Source organism: Brucella sp. MAB-22, from assembly GCF_025908475.1.
Lineage (GTDB): Bacteria > Pseudomonadota > Alphaproteobacteria > Rhizobiales > Rhizobiaceae > Brucella > Brucella anthropi.
This window is the reverse complement of the sequence record NZ_CP109781.1, coordinates 2,018,415-2,040,134: the sequence shown is the minus strand read 5'-3', so window position 1 is coordinate 2,040,134 and position 21,720 is coordinate 2,018,415. Positions and strand designations below refer to the sequence as shown.

Here is a 21,720-nt window from a genome sequence, read left to right as displayed (position 1 = left end):
CTACTCCGTGTTTCCGGTGGCGGCGCGCACCAGCACTTCCGCGTCGAGGCTGGCGCGCTCAAAGATGCCTTCCATCAGCCCTTCGCGCATCACCATCACACGGTCAGACATGCCGATGATTTCCGGCAGTTCCGACGAGATCATGATGATACTGAGCCCTTCCGCCGCCAATTCGCTGATAAAGGCGTGAACCGCTGCCTTGGAACCGATATCGATGCCTTTGGTCGGCTCATCGAGAATGATGACCTTCGGATTGGTCGCGAGCCACTTGCCGATGACGACCTTCTGCTGGTTGCCTCCGGAAAGGGTTCCGACAGGGACCGAAAGCGCTGCTGCGCGCAGGTCGAAACGCTCGGCATATTTGCGCGCCAGCGCCAGCTCTTCCGCCATGCGCAGAAAACCATTGCGCGAGGTGCGGGCGAGTGACGGCAGCGATACATTCTGGAAGATCGGCAGTTGCAGCACGGCGCCATGGCGCCCGCGTTCTTCCGGCACATAGACGATGCCATGTGCCACCGCATCGCCGGGGCGGTGGATACTGATCTCGCGATCTTCAAGCGTCACGCGGCCACGCGACGGCTTAGTGATGCCGAACAGCGATTGTGCGAATTCCGAACGTCCAGCGCCGACAAGGCCGTAGACGCCAAGGATTTCGCCCTTGCGAAGCTCAAAGGAAATGTCGCGGAATTCAGTTGGATGCGAATAGTTTTCGACCTTGAGCACCGGCTTGCCGATGGCGACATCCTGCTTGGGGAAAGCCTGTTCGACAGACCGCCCGACCATCATGCGCACAATATCGTTCTGCCGCGTGTCGGCAAGCACACCGTGTCCAACCGCGTGACCGTCACGAAAAACGGCATAATTATCGGCGATTTCATAGACTTCATCGAATTTGTGGCTGATGAACAGGATGGCTTTGCCCTGTGCCTTCAGCCGCGCCACGATGCGGAACAGATCGTCCACTTCCTTGCGCGAGAGCGCTGCGGTCGGCTCATCCATGATGACGATGCGCGAATCCACCGACAGCGCCCGCGCAATCGCCACCAGATGGCGCTGGGCGATGGACAGTTCTTTCAGCTTGATGCGGGCATCGACCGTCGTTTCCAGCGAGGACAGCAGCGCCTGCGAGCGGGCATAGACGGCCTTCCAGTTGACGAAGCCGAATTTGGTGTGCGGCGCATGGCCGAGATAGATGTTTTCGCCCACCGACAATTCGTCGAAGAGCACGGTTTCCTGATGAATGGCCGTCACGCCATGATCGGTCGCATCCTGTGCGGTTGCGAAATGCACGGGCTTGCCGTCGATGCGGATTTCGCCTTCGTCGGGCTGGTAGATGCCAGTCAGGATTTTCACAAGCGTGGATTTGCCAGCGCCATTCTCTCCGATCAGCGCCGTCACCTTGCCGGGATAAAGCGCGATGTTCACGTCATCGAGCGCACGCACGCCCGGAAACGTCTTGGCTATGCCGCGCATTTCCAGAATGGGCTGATCCGTGGCGGAAAGCGTCCGCTCTCCGCCGGATGGGCCGCTGGATTGAAGGGCTGCATTCATCGCAGATACCTGAAATCGGGTTTGGAAAACGATAGGCGGCATTGAGCTTGCATATCCAATGCCGCTTTTTTGTACGCGCATCTTTTCCGAAAACCGGTTTCCACTTTTCGGATGCGCTTTCCGATCAGAAGACCTTGGAGAACTCGTCGATATTCGACGCGTCATAGACGAAAGGATCGCTCATTGCGGCTTCGCCGTTTTCGCCGATTTTGATCTTGCCCATGCGTCCGGCTTCGATTTCCGAGCCCGGCTTGCCATCGGCATCACCCTTTACGAGGTGGTAGGCAATCTGGGTTGCCGAATAGCCAAGGTCGATCGGGTTCCAGATGGCGAATTCCTTGGTTGCGCCCGACTTGATGGCGCCGGCCATTTCGGACGGAAGACCAAGGCCGGTCACATAGACATCACCAATCTTGCCCGCATCCTTTACGGCCTGCGAGGCAGCGAGAACGCCAACGGTGGTGGGGGCCACGATGACCTTCACATTTGGATTTGAAGTCAGCAAGCCTTGTGCTTCACGGTAGCTCTTGTCGGCCAGGTCGTCACCATAAACGGTGGTCACCAGATTGAGGCCGGGGAAGTCCTTGAGCTGCTGCTTCATCTCGCCAATCCAGATGTTCTGGTTGGTCGAGGTGGTGGTGGCAGACAGGATCGCGAAATCGCCCTTGCCGTCCGGCAGATGATCGGCTGCAAGCTTGAGGCACATCTTGCCGATCAGTTCGTTGGATGACGGGTTGAGGTGGACGATACGGCCTTCAGGTGCGACGCCCGAATCCCACGAGATCACCTTGATGCCGCGCTGTGCAGCTTTCTTCAGGGCAGGGACGACAGCATCCGGATCGTTGGCCGAAATGGCGATGGCGTCCACACCCTGCGCGATGAGGGAGTTGATGACCTCGATCTGACCTTCCGCCGTCGTGGTGGTCGGGCCGGTATAGATGACCTCTACGCCGCCCAGTTCCTCCGCAGCTTCCTGCGCGCCCTTGTTGGCAGCTTCAAAGAAGCCGTTGCCGAGCGACTTCGCAACAAGTCCGATCTTCATGTCGGCGGCCTGCGCATGGGCCGCCATGAAGGCAACAGCCAGCGCAGTTCCTAGTGCCAGTTTCTTGAAAAGTTTCATGTCTCATTCCTCCCAGTATAAAGACATATGTTTCGCTTGCTCCGGCTCAGGCCACCTCGGCGGAATCCTCCCGTGGGTCGCCCTTGCCGGCATTTGCGGAGACCTGCGCCACGATGAGCCGGATGCCCGCATTTTCCACCATGCGCCGCGCGTCGTCCGAAATGCCGTCATCGGTGATCAGTGTGCTGACCCGGTCGAGAGGGCAAAGGATGAGGCTGGAGCGGCGTGTGAATTTCGTTGAATCAACCATCAGAACAAGTTCGTCCGCCTGGCCCATCAGTTTCTGTTCGCTCTGGATGATCAGCGCATCGGATTCCATGACGCCGAGCGGACTGATCCCCTGACAGCCCATGAACATGCGCCGTCCGTAGAAATTACGAATAACGTCATTGTCGAAAGGCGACAGGATAAGGCTCTGGTCGCGATAGATCGCACCGCCGGGCACGATCACCGTGCTTTTTGACTGGCGTAGCAGATGTTCGGCGATAGCAAACGAATTGGTCAGCACCTGCAGGCGGCGCGGAGCAAGATAATGCACCATCTGGAAAGTCGTGGACCCGCCATTGATGATGATGCTGTCGCCTTCTTCGCAAAGCGCCACGGCTTCGCGAGCGATTGCACGTTTGCGGTCCGTGTTTTCGGTCTCCGAAACCTTGAAAGGACGGCCTGCGAGATTTCCGAACTGTGGCGGATGAATAGCCTCTGCGCCACCACGCACGCGCTTGATACGGCCCTGCATATGGAGCGAAGCAATATCCCGGCGAAGGGTCGCTTCCGACGCCTCCGTCAATTCCACCAGATCCTGAATGGTAATCACCGGCTTTTCCTGAACAGCACTCAGGATGATGCGGTGGCGCTCTCTTTCGTGCATGGCTCCTCCTTGTCTTTGTATCGGGCATAAATGTCGCTCATGTCAATCACAAACAATCATAATAGGGCGCAATAGTCACATTAATGATTGATTATGATCGTTTATGATTGACAGCAATTCGTTTGATACGTCATATCTGCCGCAACATGATCGCTGGCACATTGGACATGCATGCGGATGGACATGCAGACGTACAGGCGGCTTGCGATTCACCATAACAGAATTGGGAGGATGACATGGTGGCCCAGAGCAGACTTCTCGAAAACCGGTGGGATGATGCCAGAGCGGCAACGATGGATGAGCCGGGCAAGCTGCTTTATCGCTCCAATCTGCTCGGTTCCGACAAGCGCATCACCAATTACGGCGGCGGAAATACGTCCGCCAAGGTGGAGGAAACCGATCCGCTGACTGGCGAAAAAGTTCAGGTTCTCTGGGTTAAAGGTTCGGGCGGCGATGTCGGCACCATCAAGCTCGACGGTTTCGCCACGCTTTATCAGGATAAGCTGGATGCTCTGAAGGGCATCTATAAGGGCGTCGAGGACGAGGACCGCATGGTCGGTTTCCTGCCGCACTGCACCTTCAACCTCAATCCGCGCGCCGCTTCCATCGATACGCCGTTGCACGGATTTGTCGCCTTCAAGCATGTGGATCACATGCATCCCGATGCGATCATAGCAATCGCTGCATCCGAGAACTCTCGTGAACTGACTGCCGAGATTTTCGGCGGCGAAATCGGCTGGCTGCCATGGCGTCGTCCCGGTTTCCAGCTTGGCCTCGACCTTGAAGTCTTCGTGAAGTCAAATCCCAACGCTAAGGGCGTTATCCTTGAAAGTCATGGACTTTTCACTTGGGCCGATGATGCCAAAGTCTGTTATGAAACCACGCTTGCCATCATCAACAAGGCCATTGAATGGCTGGATCAGAAGACGGCAGGCAAGCCCGCTTTTGGCGGTGCTGTCACGCAGAGCCTCCCAGTTTCCGAGCGCCGTGCCATTGCAGCACGGCTGATGCCCGAAATTCGCGGACTTATCGGTAAGGATGAGCGCAAGCTCGGTCATTTCGATGATCAGGATGCCGTGCTGGAATTTGTAAATTCAAACGATCTGCGCCCGCTGGCAGCGCTTGGCACGTCCTGCCCGGATCACTTCCTGCGCACCAAAATCCGTCCGCTGGTCGTTAATTTCGACCCGGCCAAGCCCGATATCGATGCCGTGGTTGCCGGACTTGAGGGTGCACTGGAAGCCTATCGCGCCGACTACAAGCGCTATTACGAGGCGTGCAAGCATGACAATTCGCCGAAGATGCGCGATCCCAATCCGGTAATTTTCCTGATCCCCGGTGTCGGCATGCTGTCCTTCGCACGCGACAAGGCGACTGCGCGCATCGCCGGTGAGTTTTATGTCAACGCGATCAACGTGATGCGCGGTGCATCCGGCGTATCGGAATATCAGGGCCTGCCCGAACAGGAAGCCTTCGATATCGAATATTGGCTGCTTGAGGAAGCCAAGCTGCAGCGCATGCCAAAGCCGAAAAGCCTCGCGGGGCGCATTGCATTCATTACCGGCGGCGCTGGCGGCATCGGCTTTGCCACAGCAGAACGGCTTGCAGGCGAAGGTGCTTGCGTGGTTCTGGCGGATATTGACGCAGAATCGCTCAAATCCGCTCACGCCAATCTGTCAAAGCGTTATGGCGCCGATCAGGTTCGCAGCGTCGAGTTAAATGTGACCGACGAAAAGGGCGTCGCAAACGCTTTTGTCGAAGCCAGCGTCGAGCTGGGCGGCATCGACATTCTGGTTTCCAACGCTGGTATTGCATCATCCGCGCCGGTAGAAGCCACCGAACTTTCCATGTGGAACCGCAATATCGACATTTTGGCGACCGGCTACTTCCTCGTTTCACGGGAAGCGTTTCGCTTGTTCCGCCGCCAGAAAATCGGCGGCAATGTGGTATTTGTCGCCTCGAAGAACGGGCTTGCAGCTTCGCCCAATGCTTCGGCCTATTGCGCTGCAAAGGCCGCAGAAATCCATCTGGCGCGTTGTCTGGCGCTGGAAGGTGCAGATGCCGGAATCCGCGTCAATGTGGTCAACCCAGATGCGGTTCTGCGCGGCTCCAAGATATGGGACGGCGAGTGGCGCGAACAGCGTGCAGCATCCTCGAAGATTGATGTTTCCGAGCTTGAGGAACATTATCGCAAGCGCTCCATGCTGAAGCTGAATGTTTTCCCCGAAGACATTGCCGAAGCCATTTACTTTCTTGCAAGCGATGCTTCGGCCAAGTCGACTGGCAACATCATCAATGTCGACGCCGGAAACCAGCAGAGCTTTCCGCGCTGACCATATAATCTGGACATTCTGGGAGGAACCATGTCCGAGCAACGCATTGCGGCCGATTTCATCGCCGAGCATAATTCCGGTTTTGAGAAATCATTGAAGAGCGATTATCAGGCGCTCGGCGAACAGCTTTTGCGCCGTGGCATCGAGATCGACACGATTACAGACAAGGTGGCGGCCTATTACGTGGCCGTACCTTCATGGGGCACAGGCACAGGCGGCACCCGCTTCGGGCGTTTCCCGGGCGGCGGCGAGCCGCGCGGCATTTTCGACAAGCTCGACGATTGCGCCGTCATCAACGAGCTTTGCCGTGCCACACCGAATGTTTCCCTGCATATTCCATGGGACAAGGCCGATCCGAAGAAGCTCAAAGCCCATGCCGAAGCGCTTGGTCTCGGCTTCGACGCCATGAACTCCAATACATTTGCCGACGGCGCAGACCAGAAGCTTTCCTACAAATTCGGGTCGCTTACCCATGTCGATCCGGCAGTGCGGGCGCAAGCCGTAGAGCACAATATCGAATGCATCGAAATCGGAAAAGCCATAGGTTCCAAAGCCTTGACCGTATGGCTGAGCGATGGCTCCAACTTTCCGGGTCAGCAGAATTTCACCCGCGCCTTTGAGCGCTATCTGGCTTCCATGGGTGAAATCTATCACGCACTACCCGACGACTGGCGCCTGTTCTCTGAGCATAAAATGTATGAACCGGCCTTCTACTCGACGGTGGTTCAGGACTGGGGCACCAATTATCTCATCGCCTCGACGCTAGGGCCAAAGGCGCAATGTCTGGTCGATCTCGGCCATCATGCGCCCAACACCAATATTGAAATGATCGTCGCGCGGCTGATCCAGTTCGGGAAACTTGGCGGATTCCATTTCAACGACAGCAAATATGGCGACGACGATCTCGATGCCGGTTCTATCGATCCGTATCGATTATTCCTTGTTTTCAATGAGTTGGTGGATGCAGATTATCGTGGTGTGGCCGACTTCCATCCGGCCCATATGATCGACCAGTCGCACAATGTGACCGACCCGCTGGAGAGCCTGATCTCATCCGCCAATGAAATCCGCCGTGCCTATGCGCAGGCGCTTCTGGTGGATCGTGAGGCACTGGAAACCTATCAGCAGGAAAACGATGCGCTGATGGCATCTGATACGCTGAAACGCGCCTATAGAACCGACGTCGAACCAATTCTCGCGGAAGCACGTCGCCGCACCGGCGGGGCCATCGAACCGATTGCCGCCTACCGAGCCAGTGGCTACCGCGATAAGGTTGCGAAGGAGCGTCCGGAGAGTAGAAGCGACGGCGGGGCGTTTAACTAAAACTCCACTTGCCACAAAACCGCCATATAATGAACGGTCCTTCGCCGCAATTAAAAGGCGATTTCTGTCGCTTGTCCGTTCCGAAAATCGCGTTTGGCAACTGTCAGCGCGATTTTCTGAATGTCAGATTGAGGCGAAACGGACCCAGTTTTTCATGCTCGCCGCGCTTCAGGGCGAGTATGCCATGATAGAAGAGACGTGAATGTCCGCCCCACACAACCACGTCACCGTGATGCAGGATATATTTCGCAATCGGGTCGGTTCGCTTCAACCCGCCGAACTGGAAAGTCGCAGGCAGACCGAGCGACACCGAAACAATCGGATTGTTGAAATCCTGCTCGTCCTTGTCCTGATGCAATGAAAGTTTCGCACCCGGTTCATAACGATTGATGAGACAGGCATCCGGCGCAAAATCAGGATAACCAGCTTCACGGGCAGCAGTTTGGGCAAGCGCGCGGAAGGCATCCGGCATGGTCGGCCAGAGAAGGCCGGTTTCCGGATCGTCGGTACTGTAGCGATAGCCGGTCCGGTCCGTGACCCAGCCGAATTCTCCACAATTCGTCATCGCAACCGACATGCGATATCCGCCCGGCGTGGTCATATGACGAAAGGGGGCCACGGCAGAAACATCGGCCACAGCTTTCAGAACGGCATTCTCACTTGGAAGCGCAAAGCCACGCAGAAGCACAGCGCCCGGCGCCAGGATTTCACGCGGTTCAATCTGGTCGAAAAGGTCTCTCATGAGACCTTTCTAGCATGAGATCAGGAGACAGCCTCCCGAAACCTGCTTTCAAACTCAAGCCAGCCCTGTGGCTTTCTCGAAAGAGCGCATGAAAAGATCATTTTCTTCCGGCGCACCGACACTGACGCGGATGAAAGTCGTGTAGCCCTGCTGCTTCCAAGGCTTCACGATGACGCCGTCTTCCAGCAGTTTTTCGGCAAACACAACAGAATCCGATTTCACGTCGATGAACAGAAAATTTCCCTTGGAGGGCGCAAAACGGATTTGTCGCTCGCTCAGGAAACCGGCCATCCGGTCCCGCTCGCTAAGCGCAAGCGCGATACCTTTTGCGAGATGGTCTTTATCCCGGCGCGCAACCAGCCCCGCAGCCTGTGCAATGCCATTGGCGTTGAAAGGCGTGCGGGCGCGGTCCAGAAACCCGCGCAAGTCCGGGTCGCTGACAAGCCCGAACCCGAGCCGCGCACCGGCCAGCCCATAAGCCTTGGAGAAGGTACGCAGCGCCACCCAGTGAAGGCCGCTGTCGCGCAGAAGTGTAGCGGCAGACGGATAATCGTCACCGGCTGCATATTCAGCATAAGCTTCGTCCACGACCAGCAACGTCTCCGGAGCAGCCGCATTGACAACGCGCTGCAAAGCCTCCGGTGTCAGCCAGGTCCCGACCGGATTGAGCGGATTTGCGAACATCACGAGACGCGGAGCGGTCGCAACCGCTGCCACCAGCGCATCAACGTCGACTTCAAGCGACGGCGTCACTTCAACCCGTTCGACACTTGCCCCCATGGTCGTCGCATAATCCTCGTGCAGCGGAAAGGACGGGTAAAGTGTGACCACCCGGTCGCGCGGCCGCAAAACGGTGCGGCAGATTACGCCGATCAGGTCTTCCGATCCGTTGCCGAGAATGATGCGGTCCTGCGGCCAATCGAACTCGATCGCAATTTCCTGCGCCAGTTCGCGTCCCGACGGGTCGGGGTAGAGCCGCAGCAGATCATGGGCACCGGAAAAGAGCGCCTGCACCTTGGGTGACGGTCCAAGCGGGTTCTCGTTGGAGCCGAGTTTTGCGATTGCCGGAGGATGATAGCGCGCCTCCACCTCGGCAATGGTGAGACCGGCATTATAGGGGCTGAGACCACGGATTTCGGGTCGAATCAGATCGCCAAACCGGGCATTTTCCTGCGCCATTCACGTTCTCCTCTGGTGCAGCGCGTCACTTGTCGCGCGCCTTTGGGAGAGAAGTTCTAAGACTAAAATCCAATTTTGTATATATATGTATAGACAAGTTATGAAAAAGATGTTCCTATGCTGGGGAGACCACAAAAAATTGCTAAACATTCGACCCGGAACAGTTAGAAGTTCGGGCAACAATATTGTTTTGCCAAAGGTCCGCAGGGGAACATGATGCAGGTTTTATCGCTTTTCGACCTAAGCGGGCGTAAAGCGCTGGTTACCGGTGCAAGCCGGGGACTGGGACAGGCCATTGCCGAAGCGCTAGCCTCGGCTGGTGCCGATGTCGCCATTACAGCGCGCAAGTCCGACGACCTCTCCGAAACGGCATCCCGTATCGCCGCCCATGGCCGCGCTTCGGCCACCCTTTCGCTCGATGTGCGCGATGTTGCCGCCTGTGGTGCCGCGGTCGCGCAAGCGGCGGAAGCTCTTGGCGGCCTCGATATTCTCGTCAACAATGCAGGCTATGAAGAAATCCGCCCCTCGCTCGATGTGGACGAGGCGCTCTGGGACCGTATCGTGGCGACCAATCTCAAAGGCGCGTTCTTCTGTGCGCAGGCTGCTGCCCGCCAGATGACAGACAGCGGAAAGGGGGGAGCGATCATCAATCTGTGCTCGTTGACCTCCTATGTCGGTGTGCCAACCGCCGCTCCCTACGGTTCTTCCAAATCCGGCCTCATGGGCATGACCCATGCTCTGGCGACAGAATGGGCGCCTTCCGGCATCCGCGTCAATGGCATTGCGCCGGGCTATTTCCGCACTGCCATGACCGATGTGTTTTACGAGAATGACGACTGGCAGACGGCGATGCTGGGCAAGATTCCGCAGGGCCGTTTCGGCGCAATGGAAGATGTTGCGGGCGCCGTGGTGTTTCTGGCAAGTGCCGCGTCGTCCTATGTCACGGGGCAGGTGATCCCGATTGACGGAGGCTACCTTGCATCCATCTGAGAACCTGCTCCAAAAGTCGCCCTGTGTGGCTGCAAATGGCAATTTGTCTACGTTCCGGTGCTCACGTACCTTCAAGTACGCTCCGCTCCGGTACTCGAAAATCACCATTTTCGCACACACATGCCGCTTTTTGATTCAGGTTCTGATATCCTTAAGTAGAACATCATCATACCGTGAAATAGCATTGAAATAACTTCATAAAGTACCTTCCGGTACTTTGACTGAAATGGGAAACAGTGATGAATACAACCGAAACCGGAACTGGCCGTATAGTCTCCAACGGACCGGCTGCCGTATCGGTCAACAATGTCAGCATGATCTATAAAGGCTTCCATGCCGTGCGTGCGGCATCTTTCGATCTCGCCAAGGGCCGTTTTCTGACCATTCTCGGGCCGTCCGGCTCCGGCAAGACGACGCTTCTCCGCCTCATCGCCGGTTTCCAGAAACCGAGCATCGGTGAAATATTCATCAACGATGAAGCTGTCAGCGCCGTGCCGCCGCACAAGCGTTCCATCGGCATGGTTTTCCAGAAGCTCGCACTTTTCCCGCATATGACGGCGGCCGAAAACGTCGCGTTTCCGCTGAAAATGCGCCGCTTCGATGCGCGTTCGATCCCTGAGCGCGTAGAGCGTTATCTCGACCTCGTTCGTCTGAACGGCCTCGGCGGACGGCGCGTGCACGAGCTTTCCGGTGGCCAGCAGCAGCGTGTCGCCATCGCGCGCGCCCTCGTTTTCGAACCGGACCTGCTTCTGCTCGACGAACCTCTGGCGGCACTCGACCGCAAGCTGCGCGAGGAAATGCAGCTTGAATTTCGCCGCATCCAGCGGGAACTTGGCGTTACGACCATCAATGTCACCCATGACCAGCGCGAAGCGCTCGTCGTATCTGACGAAATCATCGTCATGGATGGCGGTGAAATCCAGCAGATGGCGCAGCCATCCGAGACCTATCGCAACCCGTCCAACGCCTTTGTGGCGAACTTCATCGGCGTCACCAATTTCATTTCCGGCAAGGCATCGTCGCTCGACGGCAATCTCGTGCGGGTCGATGCAGGAATGGCTCTGGTAGGCATGGCAGGCGAGGGGCGCGGACCGGTTACCGCCAACGCAAATGTCTCGTGCGCAATCCGTGCCGAACAGATCCGTATCGGCGGCAGCGCCGCAGCGCATGCGGAACTCGATACCGTGCTTGAAGGCATCGTTACGGATGCGATCTTCGAGGGCGAACGCATCGTCTATGAATTGCGGGTTCCTGCGTTAGGAGACGTGTTGATGCGCGTCTTCGACCACGATCCCATCGGCCATAGCCAGTTTGCAGAAGGTGAAACCGTGCATCTTGGCTGGAACGCCCGCGATCTCATCGTCTTTGCCGTATGAACTAAAACGTTACGGGAAACTCCAGAGGAGAAACAAAATGAGCAATCTGAAGAAGCCTTTTCTGATACTCGACCGCCGCCGCTTCCTGCAGAGCGCAGGTGCTTTCGCCGCCGCAGCCGGCACGACATCGCTCGGCCTGTCGCGCGCATTCGCTGAAGAACCGGCAAAGCCGAAGGAACTGATCGTGCGCGCCTGGGGTGGCAGCTGGGTGGAGGCGCTTAAAGCGGGCGTGTCTGATCCATTTACCGCCAAGACCGGCATTTCCATCCGTCACGACCTGACGGAAGACAACGAAATCCAGCCGAAGCTCTGGGCTGCGGTCGCGCAGAAGCGTGTTCCGCCGATCCACGTCAACTGGGATACGACCACCAATGCGACCAAATCGGCATTGCGCGGCGTGACGGAAGACCTGTCGGACCTGTCCAATCTCAAGAACACCACCGATCTTGCCAAGCCGGTTGGTCTCGACGGCTATCCGATCGTCAACACATATGGCTATGTCTATGTGCTGGCCTATCGTCCGGAAGCCTTCCCGGATGGCCCGCCGAAGTCGTGGCACGCCCTGCTCGATCCGAAGTTCAAGGGCCGCATCGCGCTTTATAACGATGGCATCGGCTTCCACTTCCCGGCACAGGTTGCCGGTGGCGGCAAGCTTGAAGACATTCCGGGCAATATGCAGCCCGCATGGGATTTCATCACCAAGGTGAAGCAGCAGCAGCCGCTTCTCGGCGAAGACCCGGATTTCACCACCTGGTTCCAGAAGGGTGAAATCGATCTGGCCTGCACCATTTCCACCAATGCGCGCGAAGCCCAGAAGAACGGCGTCAAGATCGACTGGACCGTTCCGGAAGAGGGCGCGAAGTTCGACACCGACGGCCTTTGGATTCCAAAGGGCCTGCCGGAAAACGAGCTTTACTGGGCCAAGGAATATATCAATTTCGCCCTTACCAAGGATGCACAGCAGGTCTGGCTCGACGGCCTTGGCCTGCCGGGTGTCGTGCCGGGCCTGACCCCGCCCGCCGATCTGGTGAACGATCCGGCCTATCCGACCAAGGACGAGGATTTCAAACACCTCATCCGTATTTCGGCAAAGGTGCAGGTGGAAAACGAGAGCGAGTGGTTCTCGAAGTTCAAGGCCATCATGCAGGGCTGATCCAGCTATCATTACCGGAGCTGCCTTCAGGGGCAGCTCCCCAATCAGATAATCAGGAATTGAAACATGCGAGCGGCACGCACTGCCTATCCGGTTGTCTGGCGCATCATGGACGCGCTGGAAGCAATCGCAGCCTTTTTGTGGCCCGCGCGGTTCAATCGCGCCGTGCCTTATCTGATGCTGCTTCCGGCGATTGCTCTGGTCGGACTGCTGGTGCTGGGCTTGATCCAGATCGCGGATACCAGCCTGCGCACGCTCGACACTTCGACGTTCCTGATGTCGGACTATTACACGCTCGCCAATTACAAGCGCGCACTGACGGAAAGCCTCTTTGCAACCGTGGCATGGCGCAGCCTGTTCGGCTCGCTCGTCGTGACCGCATTCACGCTTCTTCTGGCATTTCCCTATGCCTATCTCATGGTGCGCACGCCATCGGCTGCATTGCGCAAATTCCTGCTGATCGCGCTGTTCCTGCCCTTCTTCATCGGTCAGGTCGTGCGCGCCTATGGCTGGCTCATCATTCTCGGTAATCAAGGCATGGTCAACGAAGCGCTTGGCCTTGTCGGTATCGCGCCAATGCGGCTGCTCTATAATTATCCGGCAGTTCTGTTCGGCCTCATTCAATATATGTTGCCATTCGCCGTGCTGATGCTGGCGCCAGCCCTGACGGCCATACCGGAGGAAATGGAAGCGGCGGCAAGCTCGCTCGGTGCGAACTGGCTGCGGACCTTCGCCCATGTTGTCCTGCCCATGGCCCGCCCGGGCCTGATCGGCGCGGGACTGGTGGTGATGACGCTGTCGCTCACCGATTTTGCCGTACCGGCTATTCTGGGCGGCGGGTCGCAGGATTTCATCGCCAATGCGATCTATGACCAGTTCTTCCGCACATCCGATCAGGGACTGGGCGCAACGCTTGCGCTGCTTCTCGTCGGCGTCGGTTCCATCCTCGTCGGGATCGTATTCACGTTGTTCGGGGCAGGCACACTTGCCGTGGGGAGGGCGCGCAAATGACCTCGCCACTGTCAAAATCCATCGTCATATGGACGTTCGTGATTGCCGTTCTGGTGCTGCTTTCCGCACCGACCATCGTGGTGCTTGGAGCTTCCTTCACATCGGGCAACATGATTACCTTTCCGCCAGAAGGGTTTTCGCTGAAATGGTATCAGAAGATCGCCGGAACGAGCGACCTCTGGGATGCATTCCTGCGCTCGCTCTATGTCTCCTTCATCTGCACCATTGTCGCCATTCCGGTCGGAACGCTCGCGGGCATAGCGCTGGCGAAATATGCCGTGCGGTTTGAAAAGACAATCCAGATTTATCTGCTGCTGCCCTTCACCATTCCGCTGATCGGTTCTGGTATTGGTCTCATGCTGGTCTTCGGTCAGGCCGGCATTCTGGGCCAGCTCTGGCCGGTGGGGATTGCAGCCTGCGTCATCAATCTGCCTTTCATGATCTGGGCGGTGACCGCAAGTGCCGCCAATCTCGATGCCGATCTGGAACTCGCCGCCGCCAATTGCGGAGCAGGGCCGATCTCGACCTTCTTCTTCGTCACCTTACCGGTCGTCGTGCCGGGCGTCATCAGCGGCTCGCTCTTGATGTTCATTCTGGCGCTGAACGAATTTCTGGTAAGCCTGCTTCTGGTCGATGCACGCATCGTGACGCTGCCGGTGCAGATCTACAATTCGATCCGGTCCATCATCACACCGGACCTTGCGGCCATCTCCGTCGTCTTCATCGCCTGTGCCGCTGCTGCTATCTTCCTGCTCGACCGGCTGGTCGGGCTCGACATCTTCCTCAAATCGAAATGACGGGTTGCGCCACCACCGCAACCAGCAAGGAGCCCATCATGTCCGATGTTTCTTTTCACGAACTGGCTAAACTGGACGACGCAGCGCGCGCCGAACTTCTCAAGCGCTCGGAAACCGATCTGTCCGGCTTTATTGAAAAGGCGAAGCCGATCATCGAAGCCGTTCGCACAGAAGGCGATGCGGCGCTTGTCCGCTTTGCGCGCGATCTCGACAAGGCTGAAGTCGATCCGGCGAACATCAAGGCGACGGAAGCCGAGTTCGATGCCGCTTTCGACAAGGTGGAAAAGGACGTGATCGAGGCGATCCAGTTCGGTATCGACAATATCCGCCATTTCCATGAGGAGCAGAAGCCAGAGGCCATGTGGCTGAAGGAAATGCGTCCCGGTGCCTTTGCAGGCGACCGCTTCACCCCGATCCGCTCCGTCGCGCTCTATATTCCGCGCGGCAAGGGGGCGTTTCCGTCCGTCACCATGATGACCGCCGTTCCGGCTGTGGTTGCTGGCGTGCCTGATCTTGCCATCGTCACCCCGCCGACGCCGGATGGTTCCGTCGATGCTGCCACGCTCGTTGCAGCACGCCTTGCCGGTGTGGAAACCGTCTACAAGGTTGGCGGTGCGCAGGCCGTTGCTGCCGTCGCCTATGGCACGGAAACGGTGAAACCGGCGCTCAAGATCGTTGGCCCCGGCAGCCCATGGGTGGTCGCAGCCAAGCGCCTGCTCGGCGGCGTCATCGATCCCGGCCTGCCTGCGGGCCCTTCAGAAGCCGTCATTTTCGCTGATGATACGGTGAAGGGCGGCCTTGCCGCGCTCGATCTGCTGATCGAGGCGGAACATGGCCCGGATTCGTCGGCATGGCTCGTCACGCACAGCCGCCGTGTCGCGGAAGAAGCGCTTGCCGCATTGCCGGACCATTGGGCACGCATGACCGAACAGCGCGTCGGCTTCTCCAAAACCGTGCTTACCGGCAAATATGGTGGCATCGTCCTGACGTCTTCCGTGGAAGAGAGCTACAAGTTCATCAACGACTATGCGCCGGAACATCTGGAGCTTCTTTCGACCGATCCGTTCGCGCATCTCGGCCACATCACCGAAGCTGCCGAAATCCTGATGGGGCCGCATACGCCGGTCGTCGTCGGCAATTTCGGCCTCGGCCCCAATGCCGTGCTGCCGACCAGCCGCTGGGCGCGCACCTATGGTCCGCTTTCGGTAACGGATTTCGTCAAGCGTTCGTCCATCGGCTATGTGACGGCTTCCGCCTATCCGGAATTTGCAAAACATGCCCGCACACTGGCGCGTTACGAAGGGTTCTCCTCACACGAGAACGCCGTGTCAGAAATCCGCAAGGATTACCTCTAGAAAGAGCCGGGGAGGCTGACGATGAAGGCTGTCCGGCTTTATGCGGCGAAGGATTTGCGGGTCGAGACAATCGACCCGCCGTCGCGGCCTAAGCCGGGCTGGGTCCGGCTGAAAGTGTCGGCTGCCGGTATCTGCGGCTCCGATCTGCATAATTTCATGACCGGGCAGTGGATCAGCCGGTCACCTTCGGTCGCAGGCCATGAATTTGCAGGTGTCGTGACTGAAACCGGTGCTGGCGTGACCGGCTTCAAACCCGGCGATACGGTGATCGCGGACTCCCGCTACTGGTGCGGCGAATGCCAGTCCTGCAAAAGCGGCAGGCACAATGTCTGCGAAACGCTGGGGTTCATCGGTGAAGTCTGCGATGGCGGTTTTGCCGAGGAGACAGCACTTCCTGCACGGCTCCTCGTTCATTACGATCCGGCCATCAACCCGGTGGTCGCCGCCATGGGCGAACCGCTTTCGGTGGCGTTGCACGCCATCCGCAAGCAGCGCGTACCGTCGGGCGAAGCGGTCCTCGTTGTGGGTTGCGGGCCGATCGGCGGGCTTGCAGCACTTCTTCTCTCCCGCCTGCATGACGGTCCTGTACTGGTCTGCGACCGCAACGAGCAGCGCGCCAGTCTTGTTTCAACTGTCACCGGCGCAACCAGGGTTCCACTCGACAAGGCGGCAATTGAAGCCGCACTCGATGGCCAGCCAATCCGCTATGCGATCGATGCCACCGGCAATATCGACGTCCTCAAGGCAACGCTCGACGTGCTTTCCGGCGGCGGTTCGCTGGCACTTGTTGGCATATCCCACGGCAGGATCGAGCTTGATCCGAATAGTCTGGTCGAGCGGGAGATCAGCCTGATCGGCTGCCATGCCTATCAGGACGAACTGCGTGAAATTGCAAAAATCCTGCCCGATCTTGAGGCGTCGCTGTTGCAGCTTGTCGACCGGGAAATTTCGCTCGATGAGGTTCCGGACGCCTATGCCCGGCTGATTGCCGGTGAAGCGGACGGCTTGAAAACGATCATACGGACAGGGATGTGACTCATGGGTGCTGGCGACAAATCAGAATCCCATCATGCCGCCGACATGGAACTGCCCGAAACCGCCGGGCCGCTCTATGAGAAGGTCAAGGCGCAGGTGCTGGACAACATCCGCTCCGGTCGCTGGCCCGGCAATCATCGCCTGCCTTCGGAACATGAACTGGTGGATGCACTCGGCATTTCCCGGATGACCGTCAACCGGGCCCTGCGCGAACTGACCGATCAGGGCATATTGAAACGTATTCAGGGCGTCGGCACTTTCGTCGCGCCCCCGAAGCCGGAAACGACGCTGATCGAAGTCGTCAACATCGCCAATGAAATCAAGGCGCGTGGCGGGCAGCACCGCGCCGAAGTCGTCACCCTCGACATTATCGAACCGACGCCCGAACTGCTCAATGCGTTCGAACTGCATAAGAGTATCCCCATCGCCCATTCGCTGATCGTGCACCTCGAAAACGAGGTGCCGGTGCAGCTTGAGGAGCGGTTCGTCAATACGAGCCTCGTGCAGCATTACGAATTGCAGGACTTCCGGGCTATCACGACTTACGATTATCTTCAGAAAAGCACCCCGATGACCGAGGTTGAGCAGGTCATTTCGGCGATAACACCAGACGCGGAAATTGCGCGTCTGCTGCGTCTCGATGATGGTATTGCCTGCCTGCTTCTGGACCGCCGGACATGGACGGGTGAAACGGTTGCGACCGTCAACAAGCTGATCTATGCCGGCAATCGTTACCGTCTTGGCAGCCGTTACAAGCCTGAAATCTATAGATAATCCAAACCACTTCGTAACGATCACATTTATCTGACCCAGTGCTTTTCACTGGTTGTGTTGACATTTGCTGATTCTCGTAACATTTATAGTTACATGAAAAGAGACAGCAAATTATCGGGCGTTCTGCACGTCCTTCTCCACATGGCGGAACATAAAGGGCCTGTCACATCGGAGGTTCTCGCCAAGGCCATGACCACCAATCCAGTCGTCGTGAGACGTGTCATGGGCGGCCTGCGTGAGCAGGGCTATGTTCGCTCGGAAAAGGGACATGGCGGCGGGTGGGAGATCGCCTGCGACCTTAATAAGGTTACCTTGCGCGACATTTACGAAGCTATCGGGGAACCAGCGCTTCTGGCCATGGGAAACCGCACCGAAATGCCGGGCTGTCTGGTGGAGCAGGCAGTCAATGCCTCGCTCAGCAAGGCATTCACCGACGCCGAAAACCTTCTTCTGGAGCGTTTTGGCGAGGTCACGCTCGCCATGCTGAGCGCGGATTTTCATCAGTGCGCGCTGGAGCGCGGCGTAACATTCGATCTGGAGAGCAGTCATGCATCATGATGCAATCATTATCGGCGGCAGCTTCGCTGGCTTGTCTGCCGCAACCTATCTGGCGCGGGGCAGGCGATCTGTCCGCGTGATCGACGCTGGAAAACCGCGCAACCGTTTCGCTGAACATTCGCATGGTTTCTTTGCGCAGGATGGCAGCAACCCGCTGTCCATGCTGGAAACGGCAAAAGCGCAGGTCGAAGCCTATCCGACTGTCAGGTTCACACAAGGGAAGGCCGTTTCCGGTAGTGGCGAAATCGACAACTTCGCGATCGAACTTGATAGCGGCGAAATCGTTGAAGGGCGCAGACTGATCCTTGCTTTCGGTATATCGGATGAACTGCCGGATATTCCCGGCCTCGCGGAGCGATGGGGCAATTCCGTCATTCATTGTCCTTATTGCCACGGCTATGAATTCAGCGACCGTCAGCTTGGCGTTCTCAATATGTCGCCGATGTCGGTGCATCAGGCCATGCTGATCTCCGAATGGGGATCGACAACCTTCTTCATTGACAAGGGACTGGAGCCGGATGCGGAGGCATTCGCAGAACTGGAACGGCGCGGCGTGAAGATAGAACGCAGCCCGGTCCGTGCGTTGCACGGCGAGGGGATCGACATTTCAGAGATCGAGCTTGAAGACGGGCGACTGGTCCCACTCAATGCGCTTTACATCGGGCCACGCAATTGGCTGAACAGCCAGATTGCCGGCACGTTAGGCTGCGCAATGGATGAACTGCCACTCGGCAGAACGATACAGACAGACGGGTTGAAGACGACAACGGTGCCAGGCATTTTTGCGGCGGGCGATATTACCCGTGGCGCGCACAGCGTCGCCTGGTCGGTCGCTGATGGCGTGACGGCAGGAACTGCAGCGCATCGATCTCTGGTGTTTTAGCCTCCCAATTTGTTGCAATCTGGCTACATTGGCACACCTGTCTGCGGCCGTTATATATCAGCCCCTTGCTTACACGCTCCAGTCCTGCAAATTCAGCGTTCGTGGCCCTTTCCGCAGTAGGGATTCTAGGGCCGGATCGAGGAATCCATGGTCACCGGGTCAGTTAACTCAAGACCGCTCGCAGGCATCGCGCTTGCTTGCGGCGGTTACGCCTGTTTCGCCCTTCAGGACGCGATGGTAAAATGGCTCGTCGCGACCTATCAGGTGCCGCAGATATTGTTCATGCGCAGTCTGGTGATCGTAGTCATTACCGGCGTACTGATACGCTATCGCCGCCATCCGTCCATTTTCCGAAGTCCTTATCGCAACACCATCGTCCTTCGTGCCGCACTTATGCTTGGCGCGTGGTTGCTGTTCTACAATGCGGCCCGCCATCTCGAGCTGGCAGAACTGACCACGCTTTATTTCTCCGCACCGATCATGGTCATGTTCCTGTCGATCCTCGTGCTCAAGGAGAAAATCGGACCGGGGAGGTGGATCGCCTGCGCCGTCGGGTTTGTCGGTGTAACGGTTGCTGCTAATCCCACCCATTCGCCCAATCTCATTCCCGCCGCCATGTGCATCGTGGCAGGTTTCTGCTGGGCGTGGAGCACGATCCTGGTCCGGCTCGTCAGCCGCAGCTAAACCACGATGACGCAGATGTATGCCACCGGCCTGCTTTTCGGTCTGGCCTGCGCGCTGTCCTTTCCGTGGACATGGCAGGACCCCGATCTCTCCGGCTGGCTTCTGATGATCAGTCTGGGACTTGTATCGACGCTCGGCCAGTTCCTTCTCTATGAAGGATTTCGCCATGCACCCGCCTCGGCGCTGGCGCCAGTGGAATATAGCGGGCTCATCTGGGCCTTTATCTACGGTTATCTCATCTGGGCGGAGGTTCCGGCAGCAAATGTGTTTGCCGGTGCATTCCTCATCGTGCTGGCAAGCCTGCTGCTCATCGCCTGGGAGCAGCGACAGGCAAACCTGCGCAAACGCCGCGCCCCCTGTTGAGAGCCCACTCCAAAACTCGCCCTGTGTGGCTGCAAATGGCAACTTGTCTCCGTTCCGGTACTATGTACCCAAAAGTACATTGTGCTCCGGTACTCGAAAATCACCATTCTCGCACACACATGCCGCTTTTGGATTCAGCCTCTAAGGCGCGGCCGCGTCACTCTTGAAGCGATGTCAAACCGCTTCTGCGGTCTGCCCGAGCGGTAGTGGGAACAGTCTGTCATATGCAATGTTGAACACAAACGCATAGACCAGATAGAAAACGACAATCGCTATATCCATCACAAGGGCGGCAATCAGCGAAATTCCCAGATACCAGGCGATGAACGGGATCAGCAGCACGATCAACCCGGCTTCAAAAAGGATTGCATGAAGAACACGGACGGCCATGCTCTTGTTGACGCTACCCGTGAAACGCAGCATCGCTTTGTCAAAGCCCAGATTGAACAGAAAATTCCACACGGTTGCGGTGGTTGCCGAAACAACCCCGATCACGCCCATCTCTGCTGCAGGCTTGTCCAGAATGAAGGCGGAACCGGGTATGAAGATCGCCAGACCGATGATTTCGAACATCGTTGCGTGGCGGACACGGTCCATAAAACTGCGCATTTCCTTTAATCCCTGTTGTTAATGCGCGTGCTTCTATCTTATTCTGGCGATAAGAAAAGTTAGATACTATCTGGATTTGCGATAAATGAGTATCGAACTCGAACAGCTAGAAGCCTTTGTGGCCTCAGCGGATCACGGCTCGTTCTCCGCTGCTGCGCGATATTTGCGTAAGGCGCAGTCCGCCGTCAGTGTGCTGGTTTCCTCGCTGGAAGACGATCTTGACGTCAAGCTGTTCAGCCGTGCATCCCGCAATCCTGTGCTCACGGAGGCGGGTGCGAGGCTGTTGCCGGAAGCGCGGTTGCTGCTTGCCCGGCGTGAACATCTGATTTCCGTCGCCAGAAATTTCGGCGATCATGTTGAAAGCCGTCTCGTGGTCGCAATCGACGAGCTTTATCCCGAACCGGCTATCGCGACGCTGTTCGCAGCCTTCGCGCAGGAATACCCGCATGTCGAACTGGAGCTGACTTTTCCGCCGTCAACGGCAATAAGCGGGCTTGTGCTGGAAGGAAAGGCGGACCTCGGCGTGATGTGGCACGCCGAACAGATGCCGGATGAACTTGGCTTCCACACCATCGGATGGGTGCCTCTGGTTCTCGTCTGCGGGCGAGAGCATCCACTGGCTCATACGGCGGTCAGCTGGGAAGATTTGAGATCGTTTCGCCAGATCATGGCCCGAAAGCACAGCGATACGGCTGAAAGCCGTCGTCTGCGAGTGGGTGCCGAGGTCTGGTGGGTGGAGAGCCACTGGGTCATCCTGCAAATCCTCACGCGAGGGATCGGCTGGGCATTTATTCCCGAGCATATCTTGCAGGATTCACCGCTGGCGCCGGAACTCGTTATTCCGAAACTGCAGTTCGACGAAGGTGCGCATCCGGTCGCGCTTGAGCTGATCTGGAACAAGCGGCGACGGCAGGGGCCAGCCGCGCAATGGCTGCAGGAGCGCTTTGCCAAGAGCCGCTTTTGAACTTCCGGCGACGAAGGTGCAAAGGGCAGGGAATACAATACCCTGCCCA

Annotated in this window: 19 protein-coding genes and 1 pseudogene; 14 read left to right on the top strand and 6 right to left on the bottom strand. The window is 57.6% G+C overall.

Annotated features, from left to right (window positions below; all coding sequences use genetic code 11):
• The 3 genes from OHI65_RS09510 to OHI65_RS09500 form a co-directional block, all read right to left on the bottom strand.
• Window positions 1–1,551: a sugar ABC transporter ATP-binding protein gene (locus OHI65_RS09510; protein ID WP_125300611.1), complete on the bottom strand. Its 1,551-nt coding sequence runs from the start codon at window positions 1,549–1,551 to the stop codon at window positions 1–3.
• A gap of 124 nt (window positions 1,552–1,675) precedes the next feature.
• Window positions 1,676–2,671: a rhamnose ABC transporter substrate-binding protein gene (gene rhaS, locus OHI65_RS09505; protein WP_125300610.1), complete on the bottom strand. Its 996-nt coding sequence runs from the start codon at window positions 2,669–2,671 to the stop codon at window positions 1,676–1,678.
• 46 nt (window positions 2,672–2,717) lie between these two features.
• Complete coding sequence (locus OHI65_RS09500; RefSeq protein ID WP_010658769.1) at window positions 2,718–3,542, bottom strand: DeoR/GlpR family DNA-binding transcription regulator; 825 nt, start codon at window positions 3,540–3,542, stop codon at window positions 2,718–2,720.
• A 236-nt stretch (window positions 3,543–3,778) separates the two neighbouring features.
• On the opposite strand from OHI65_RS09500, the gene OHI65_RS09495 reads away from it, so the two are divergent.
• Window positions 3,779–5,875 carry a bifunctional rhamnulose-1-phosphate aldolase/short-chain dehydrogenase gene (locus OHI65_RS09495; RefSeq protein WP_264358699.1) on the top strand — a complete coding sequence of 699 codons (2,097 nt, stop codon included), beginning with the start codon at window positions 3,779–3,781 and terminating at the stop codon, window positions 5,873–5,875.
• A gap of 30 nt (window positions 5,876–5,905) precedes the next feature.
• A complete protein-coding gene (gene rhaI, locus OHI65_RS09490; protein ID WP_094515788.1) occupies window positions 5,906–7,198 on the top strand; it encodes an L-rhamnose catabolism isomerase in 1,293 nt (430 codons plus the stop codon).
• A gap of 103 nt (window positions 7,199–7,301) precedes the next feature.
• Here the strand turns inward: rhaI and alkB are convergent, their stop codons facing one another.
• The gene (alkB, locus tag OHI65_RS09485) at window positions 7,302–7,940 is read right to left on the bottom strand and encodes a DNA oxidative demethylase AlkB (RefSeq protein WP_125300608.1); all 639 of its coding nucleotides are present in this window, start codon (window positions 7,938–7,940) and stop codon (window positions 7,302–7,304) included.
• Between the two features lie 54 nt (window positions 7,941–7,994).
• Window positions 7,995–9,119, bottom strand: coding sequence for a histidinol-phosphate transaminase (locus OHI65_RS09480; RefSeq protein WP_125300607.1), 1,125 nt, complete (start codon window positions 9,117–9,119; stop codon window positions 7,995–7,997).
• A 216-nt stretch (window positions 9,120–9,335) separates the two neighbouring features.
• Here OHI65_RS09480 and OHI65_RS09475 point away from each other — a divergent pair, with 216 nt between their 5' ends.
• The 11 genes and pseudogenes from OHI65_RS09475 to OHI65_RS09425 all read left to right on the top strand — a co-directional run bounded on the left by OHI65_RS09475 (window position 9,336) and on the right by OHI65_RS09425 (window position 20,098).
• Window positions 9,336–10,109 (top strand): SDR family NAD(P)-dependent oxidoreductase, encoded by a 774-nt coding sequence (locus OHI65_RS09475; protein WP_094515785.1) that lies wholly within the window; start codon window positions 9,336–9,338, stop codon window positions 10,107–10,109.
• A gap of 239 nt (window positions 10,110–10,348) precedes the next feature.
• Window positions 10,349–11,485 carry an ABC transporter ATP-binding protein gene (locus OHI65_RS09470; protein WP_125300606.1) on the top strand — a complete coding sequence of 379 codons (1,137 nt, stop codon included), beginning with the start codon at window positions 10,349–10,351 and terminating at the stop codon, window positions 11,483–11,485.
• 37 nt (window positions 11,486–11,522) lie between these two features.
• A complete protein-coding gene (locus OHI65_RS09465; RefSeq protein ID WP_010658776.1) occupies window positions 11,523–12,638 on the top strand; it encodes an ABC transporter substrate-binding protein in 1,116 nt (371 codons plus the stop codon).
• Between the two features lie 66 nt (window positions 12,639–12,704).
• Window positions 12,705–13,649: an ABC transporter permease gene (locus OHI65_RS09460; RefSeq protein WP_125300605.1), complete on the top strand. Its 945-nt coding sequence runs from the start codon at window positions 12,705–12,707 to the stop codon at window positions 13,647–13,649.
• Entirely contained in the window at window positions 13,646–14,446 is an 801-nt protein-coding gene (locus OHI65_RS09455; protein ID WP_010658778.1) for an ABC transporter permease, read from the top strand. Before OHI65_RS09460 ends, OHI65_RS09455 begins: the two co-directional genes overlap by 4 nt.
• Window positions 14,447–14,484: 38 nt before the next feature.
• Window positions 14,485–15,801, top strand: a complete 1,317-nt coding sequence (hisD, locus tag OHI65_RS09450; protein WP_264358698.1) for a histidinol dehydrogenase — start codon at window positions 14,485–14,487, stop codon at window positions 15,799–15,801.
• A gap of 21 nt (window positions 15,802–15,822) precedes the next feature.
• Window positions 15,823–16,836: a zinc-dependent alcohol dehydrogenase gene (locus tag OHI65_RS09445; protein ID WP_125300603.1), complete on the top strand. Its 1,014-nt coding sequence runs from the start codon at window positions 15,823–15,825 to the stop codon at window positions 16,834–16,836.
• 3 nt (window positions 16,837–16,839) lie between these two features.
• Entirely contained in the window at window positions 16,840–17,610 is a 771-nt protein-coding gene (gene hutC / locus OHI65_RS09440) for a histidine utilization repressor (protein WP_010658781.1), read from the top strand.
• A 93-nt stretch (window positions 17,611–17,703) separates the two neighbouring features.
• Entirely contained in the window at window positions 17,704–18,168 is a 465-nt protein-coding gene (locus tag OHI65_RS09435; protein WP_125300602.1) for an Rrf2 family transcriptional regulator, read from the top strand.
• Complete coding sequence (locus OHI65_RS09430; RefSeq protein WP_125300601.1) at window positions 18,158–19,051, top strand: NAD(P)/FAD-dependent oxidoreductase; 894 nt, start codon at window positions 18,158–18,160, stop codon at window positions 19,049–19,051. The genes OHI65_RS09435 and OHI65_RS09430 overlap by 11 nt, the downstream gene beginning before the upstream one ends.
• Before the next feature lie 147 nt (window positions 19,052–19,198).
• Window positions 19,199–20,098, top strand: a pseudogene (locus tag OHI65_RS09425) (DMT family transporter).
• A gap of 174 nt (window positions 20,099–20,272) precedes the next feature.
• On the opposite strand, the gene OHI65_RS09420 reads toward OHI65_RS09425, so the two are convergent.
• The gene (locus tag OHI65_RS09420) at window positions 20,273–20,707 is read right to left on the bottom strand and encodes a PACE efflux transporter (RefSeq protein ID WP_012092982.1); all 435 of its coding nucleotides are present in this window, start codon (window positions 20,705–20,707) and stop codon (window positions 20,273–20,275) included.
• A gap of 85 nt (window positions 20,708–20,792) precedes the next feature.
• Between OHI65_RS09420 and OHI65_RS09415 the strand changes: the two genes are divergently transcribed.
• Window positions 20,793–21,671: a LysR family transcriptional regulator gene (locus tag OHI65_RS09415; protein WP_125300600.1), complete on the top strand. Its 879-nt coding sequence runs from the start codon at window positions 20,793–20,795 to the stop codon at window positions 21,669–21,671.
• Window positions 21,672–21,720 lie beyond the last annotated feature (49 nt).

Bases quoted from the DNA above. Each gene is read 5' to 3' on its own strand.
- OHI65_RS09475 (WP_094515785.1), top strand. From the start codon at position 9,336: ATGCAGGTTTTATCGCTTTTCGACCTAAGCGGGCGTAAAGCGCTGGTT.
- OHI65_RS09445 (WP_125300603.1), top strand. From the start codon at position 15,823: ATGAAGGCTGTCCGGCTTTATGCGGCGAAGGATTTGCGGGTCGAGACA.
- rhaI (WP_094515788.1), top strand. From the start codon at position 5,906: ATGTCCGAGCAACGCATTGCGGCCGATTTCATCGCCGAGCATAATTCC.
- OHI65_RS09480 (WP_125300607.1), bottom strand. From the start codon at position 9,119: ATGGCGCAGGAAAATGCCCGGTTTGGCGATCTGATTCGACCCGAAATC.
- OHI65_RS09435 (WP_125300602.1), top strand. From the start codon at position 17,704: ATGAAAAGAGACAGCAAATTATCGGGCGTTCTGCACGTCCTTCTCCAC.
- OHI65_RS09430 (WP_125300601.1), top strand. From the start codon at position 18,158: ATGCATCATGATGCAATCATTATCGGCGGCAGCTTCGCTGGCTTGTCT.
- OHI65_RS09500 (WP_010658769.1), bottom strand. From the start codon at position 3,542: ATGCACGAAAGAGAGCGCCACCGCATCATCCTGAGTGCTGTTCAGGAA.
- OHI65_RS09465 (WP_010658776.1), top strand. From the start codon at position 11,523: ATGAGCAATCTGAAGAAGCCTTTTCTGATACTCGACCGCCGCCGCTTC.
- hisD (WP_264358698.1), top strand. From the start codon at position 14,485: ATGTCCGATGTTTCTTTTCACGAACTGGCTAAACTGGACGACGCAGCG.
- OHI65_RS09415 (WP_125300600.1), top strand. From the start codon at position 20,793: ATGAGTATCGAACTCGAACAGCTAGAAGCCTTTGTGGCCTCAGCGGAT.
- OHI65_RS09510 (WP_125300611.1), bottom strand. From the start codon at position 1,551: ATGAATGCAGCCCTTCAATCCAGCGGCCCATCCGGCGGAGAGCGGACG.
- OHI65_RS09455 (WP_010658778.1), top strand. From the start codon at position 13,646: ATGACCTCGCCACTGTCAAAATCCATCGTCATATGGACGTTCGTGATT.
- OHI65_RS09460 (WP_125300605.1), top strand. From the start codon at position 12,705: ATGCGAGCGGCACGCACTGCCTATCCGGTTGTCTGGCGCATCATGGAC.
- rhaS (WP_125300610.1), bottom strand. From the start codon at position 2,671: ATGAAACTTTTCAAGAAACTGGCACTAGGAACTGCGCTGGCTGTTGCC.
- OHI65_RS09420 (WP_012092982.1), bottom strand. From the start codon at position 20,707: ATGCGCAGTTTTATGGACCGTGTCCGCCACGCAACGATGTTCGAAATC.
- alkB (WP_125300608.1), bottom strand. From the start codon at position 7,940: ATGAGAGACCTTTTCGACCAGATTGAACCGCGTGAAATCCTGGCGCCG.
- OHI65_RS09470 (WP_125300606.1), top strand. From the start codon at position 10,349: ATGAATACAACCGAAACCGGAACTGGCCGTATAGTCTCCAACGGACCG.
- hutC (WP_010658781.1), top strand. From the start codon at position 16,840: ATGGGTGCTGGCGACAAATCAGAATCCCATCATGCCGCCGACATGGAA.
- OHI65_RS09495 (WP_264358699.1), top strand. From the start codon at position 3,779: ATGGTGGCCCAGAGCAGACTTCTCGAAAACCGGTGGGATGATGCCAGA.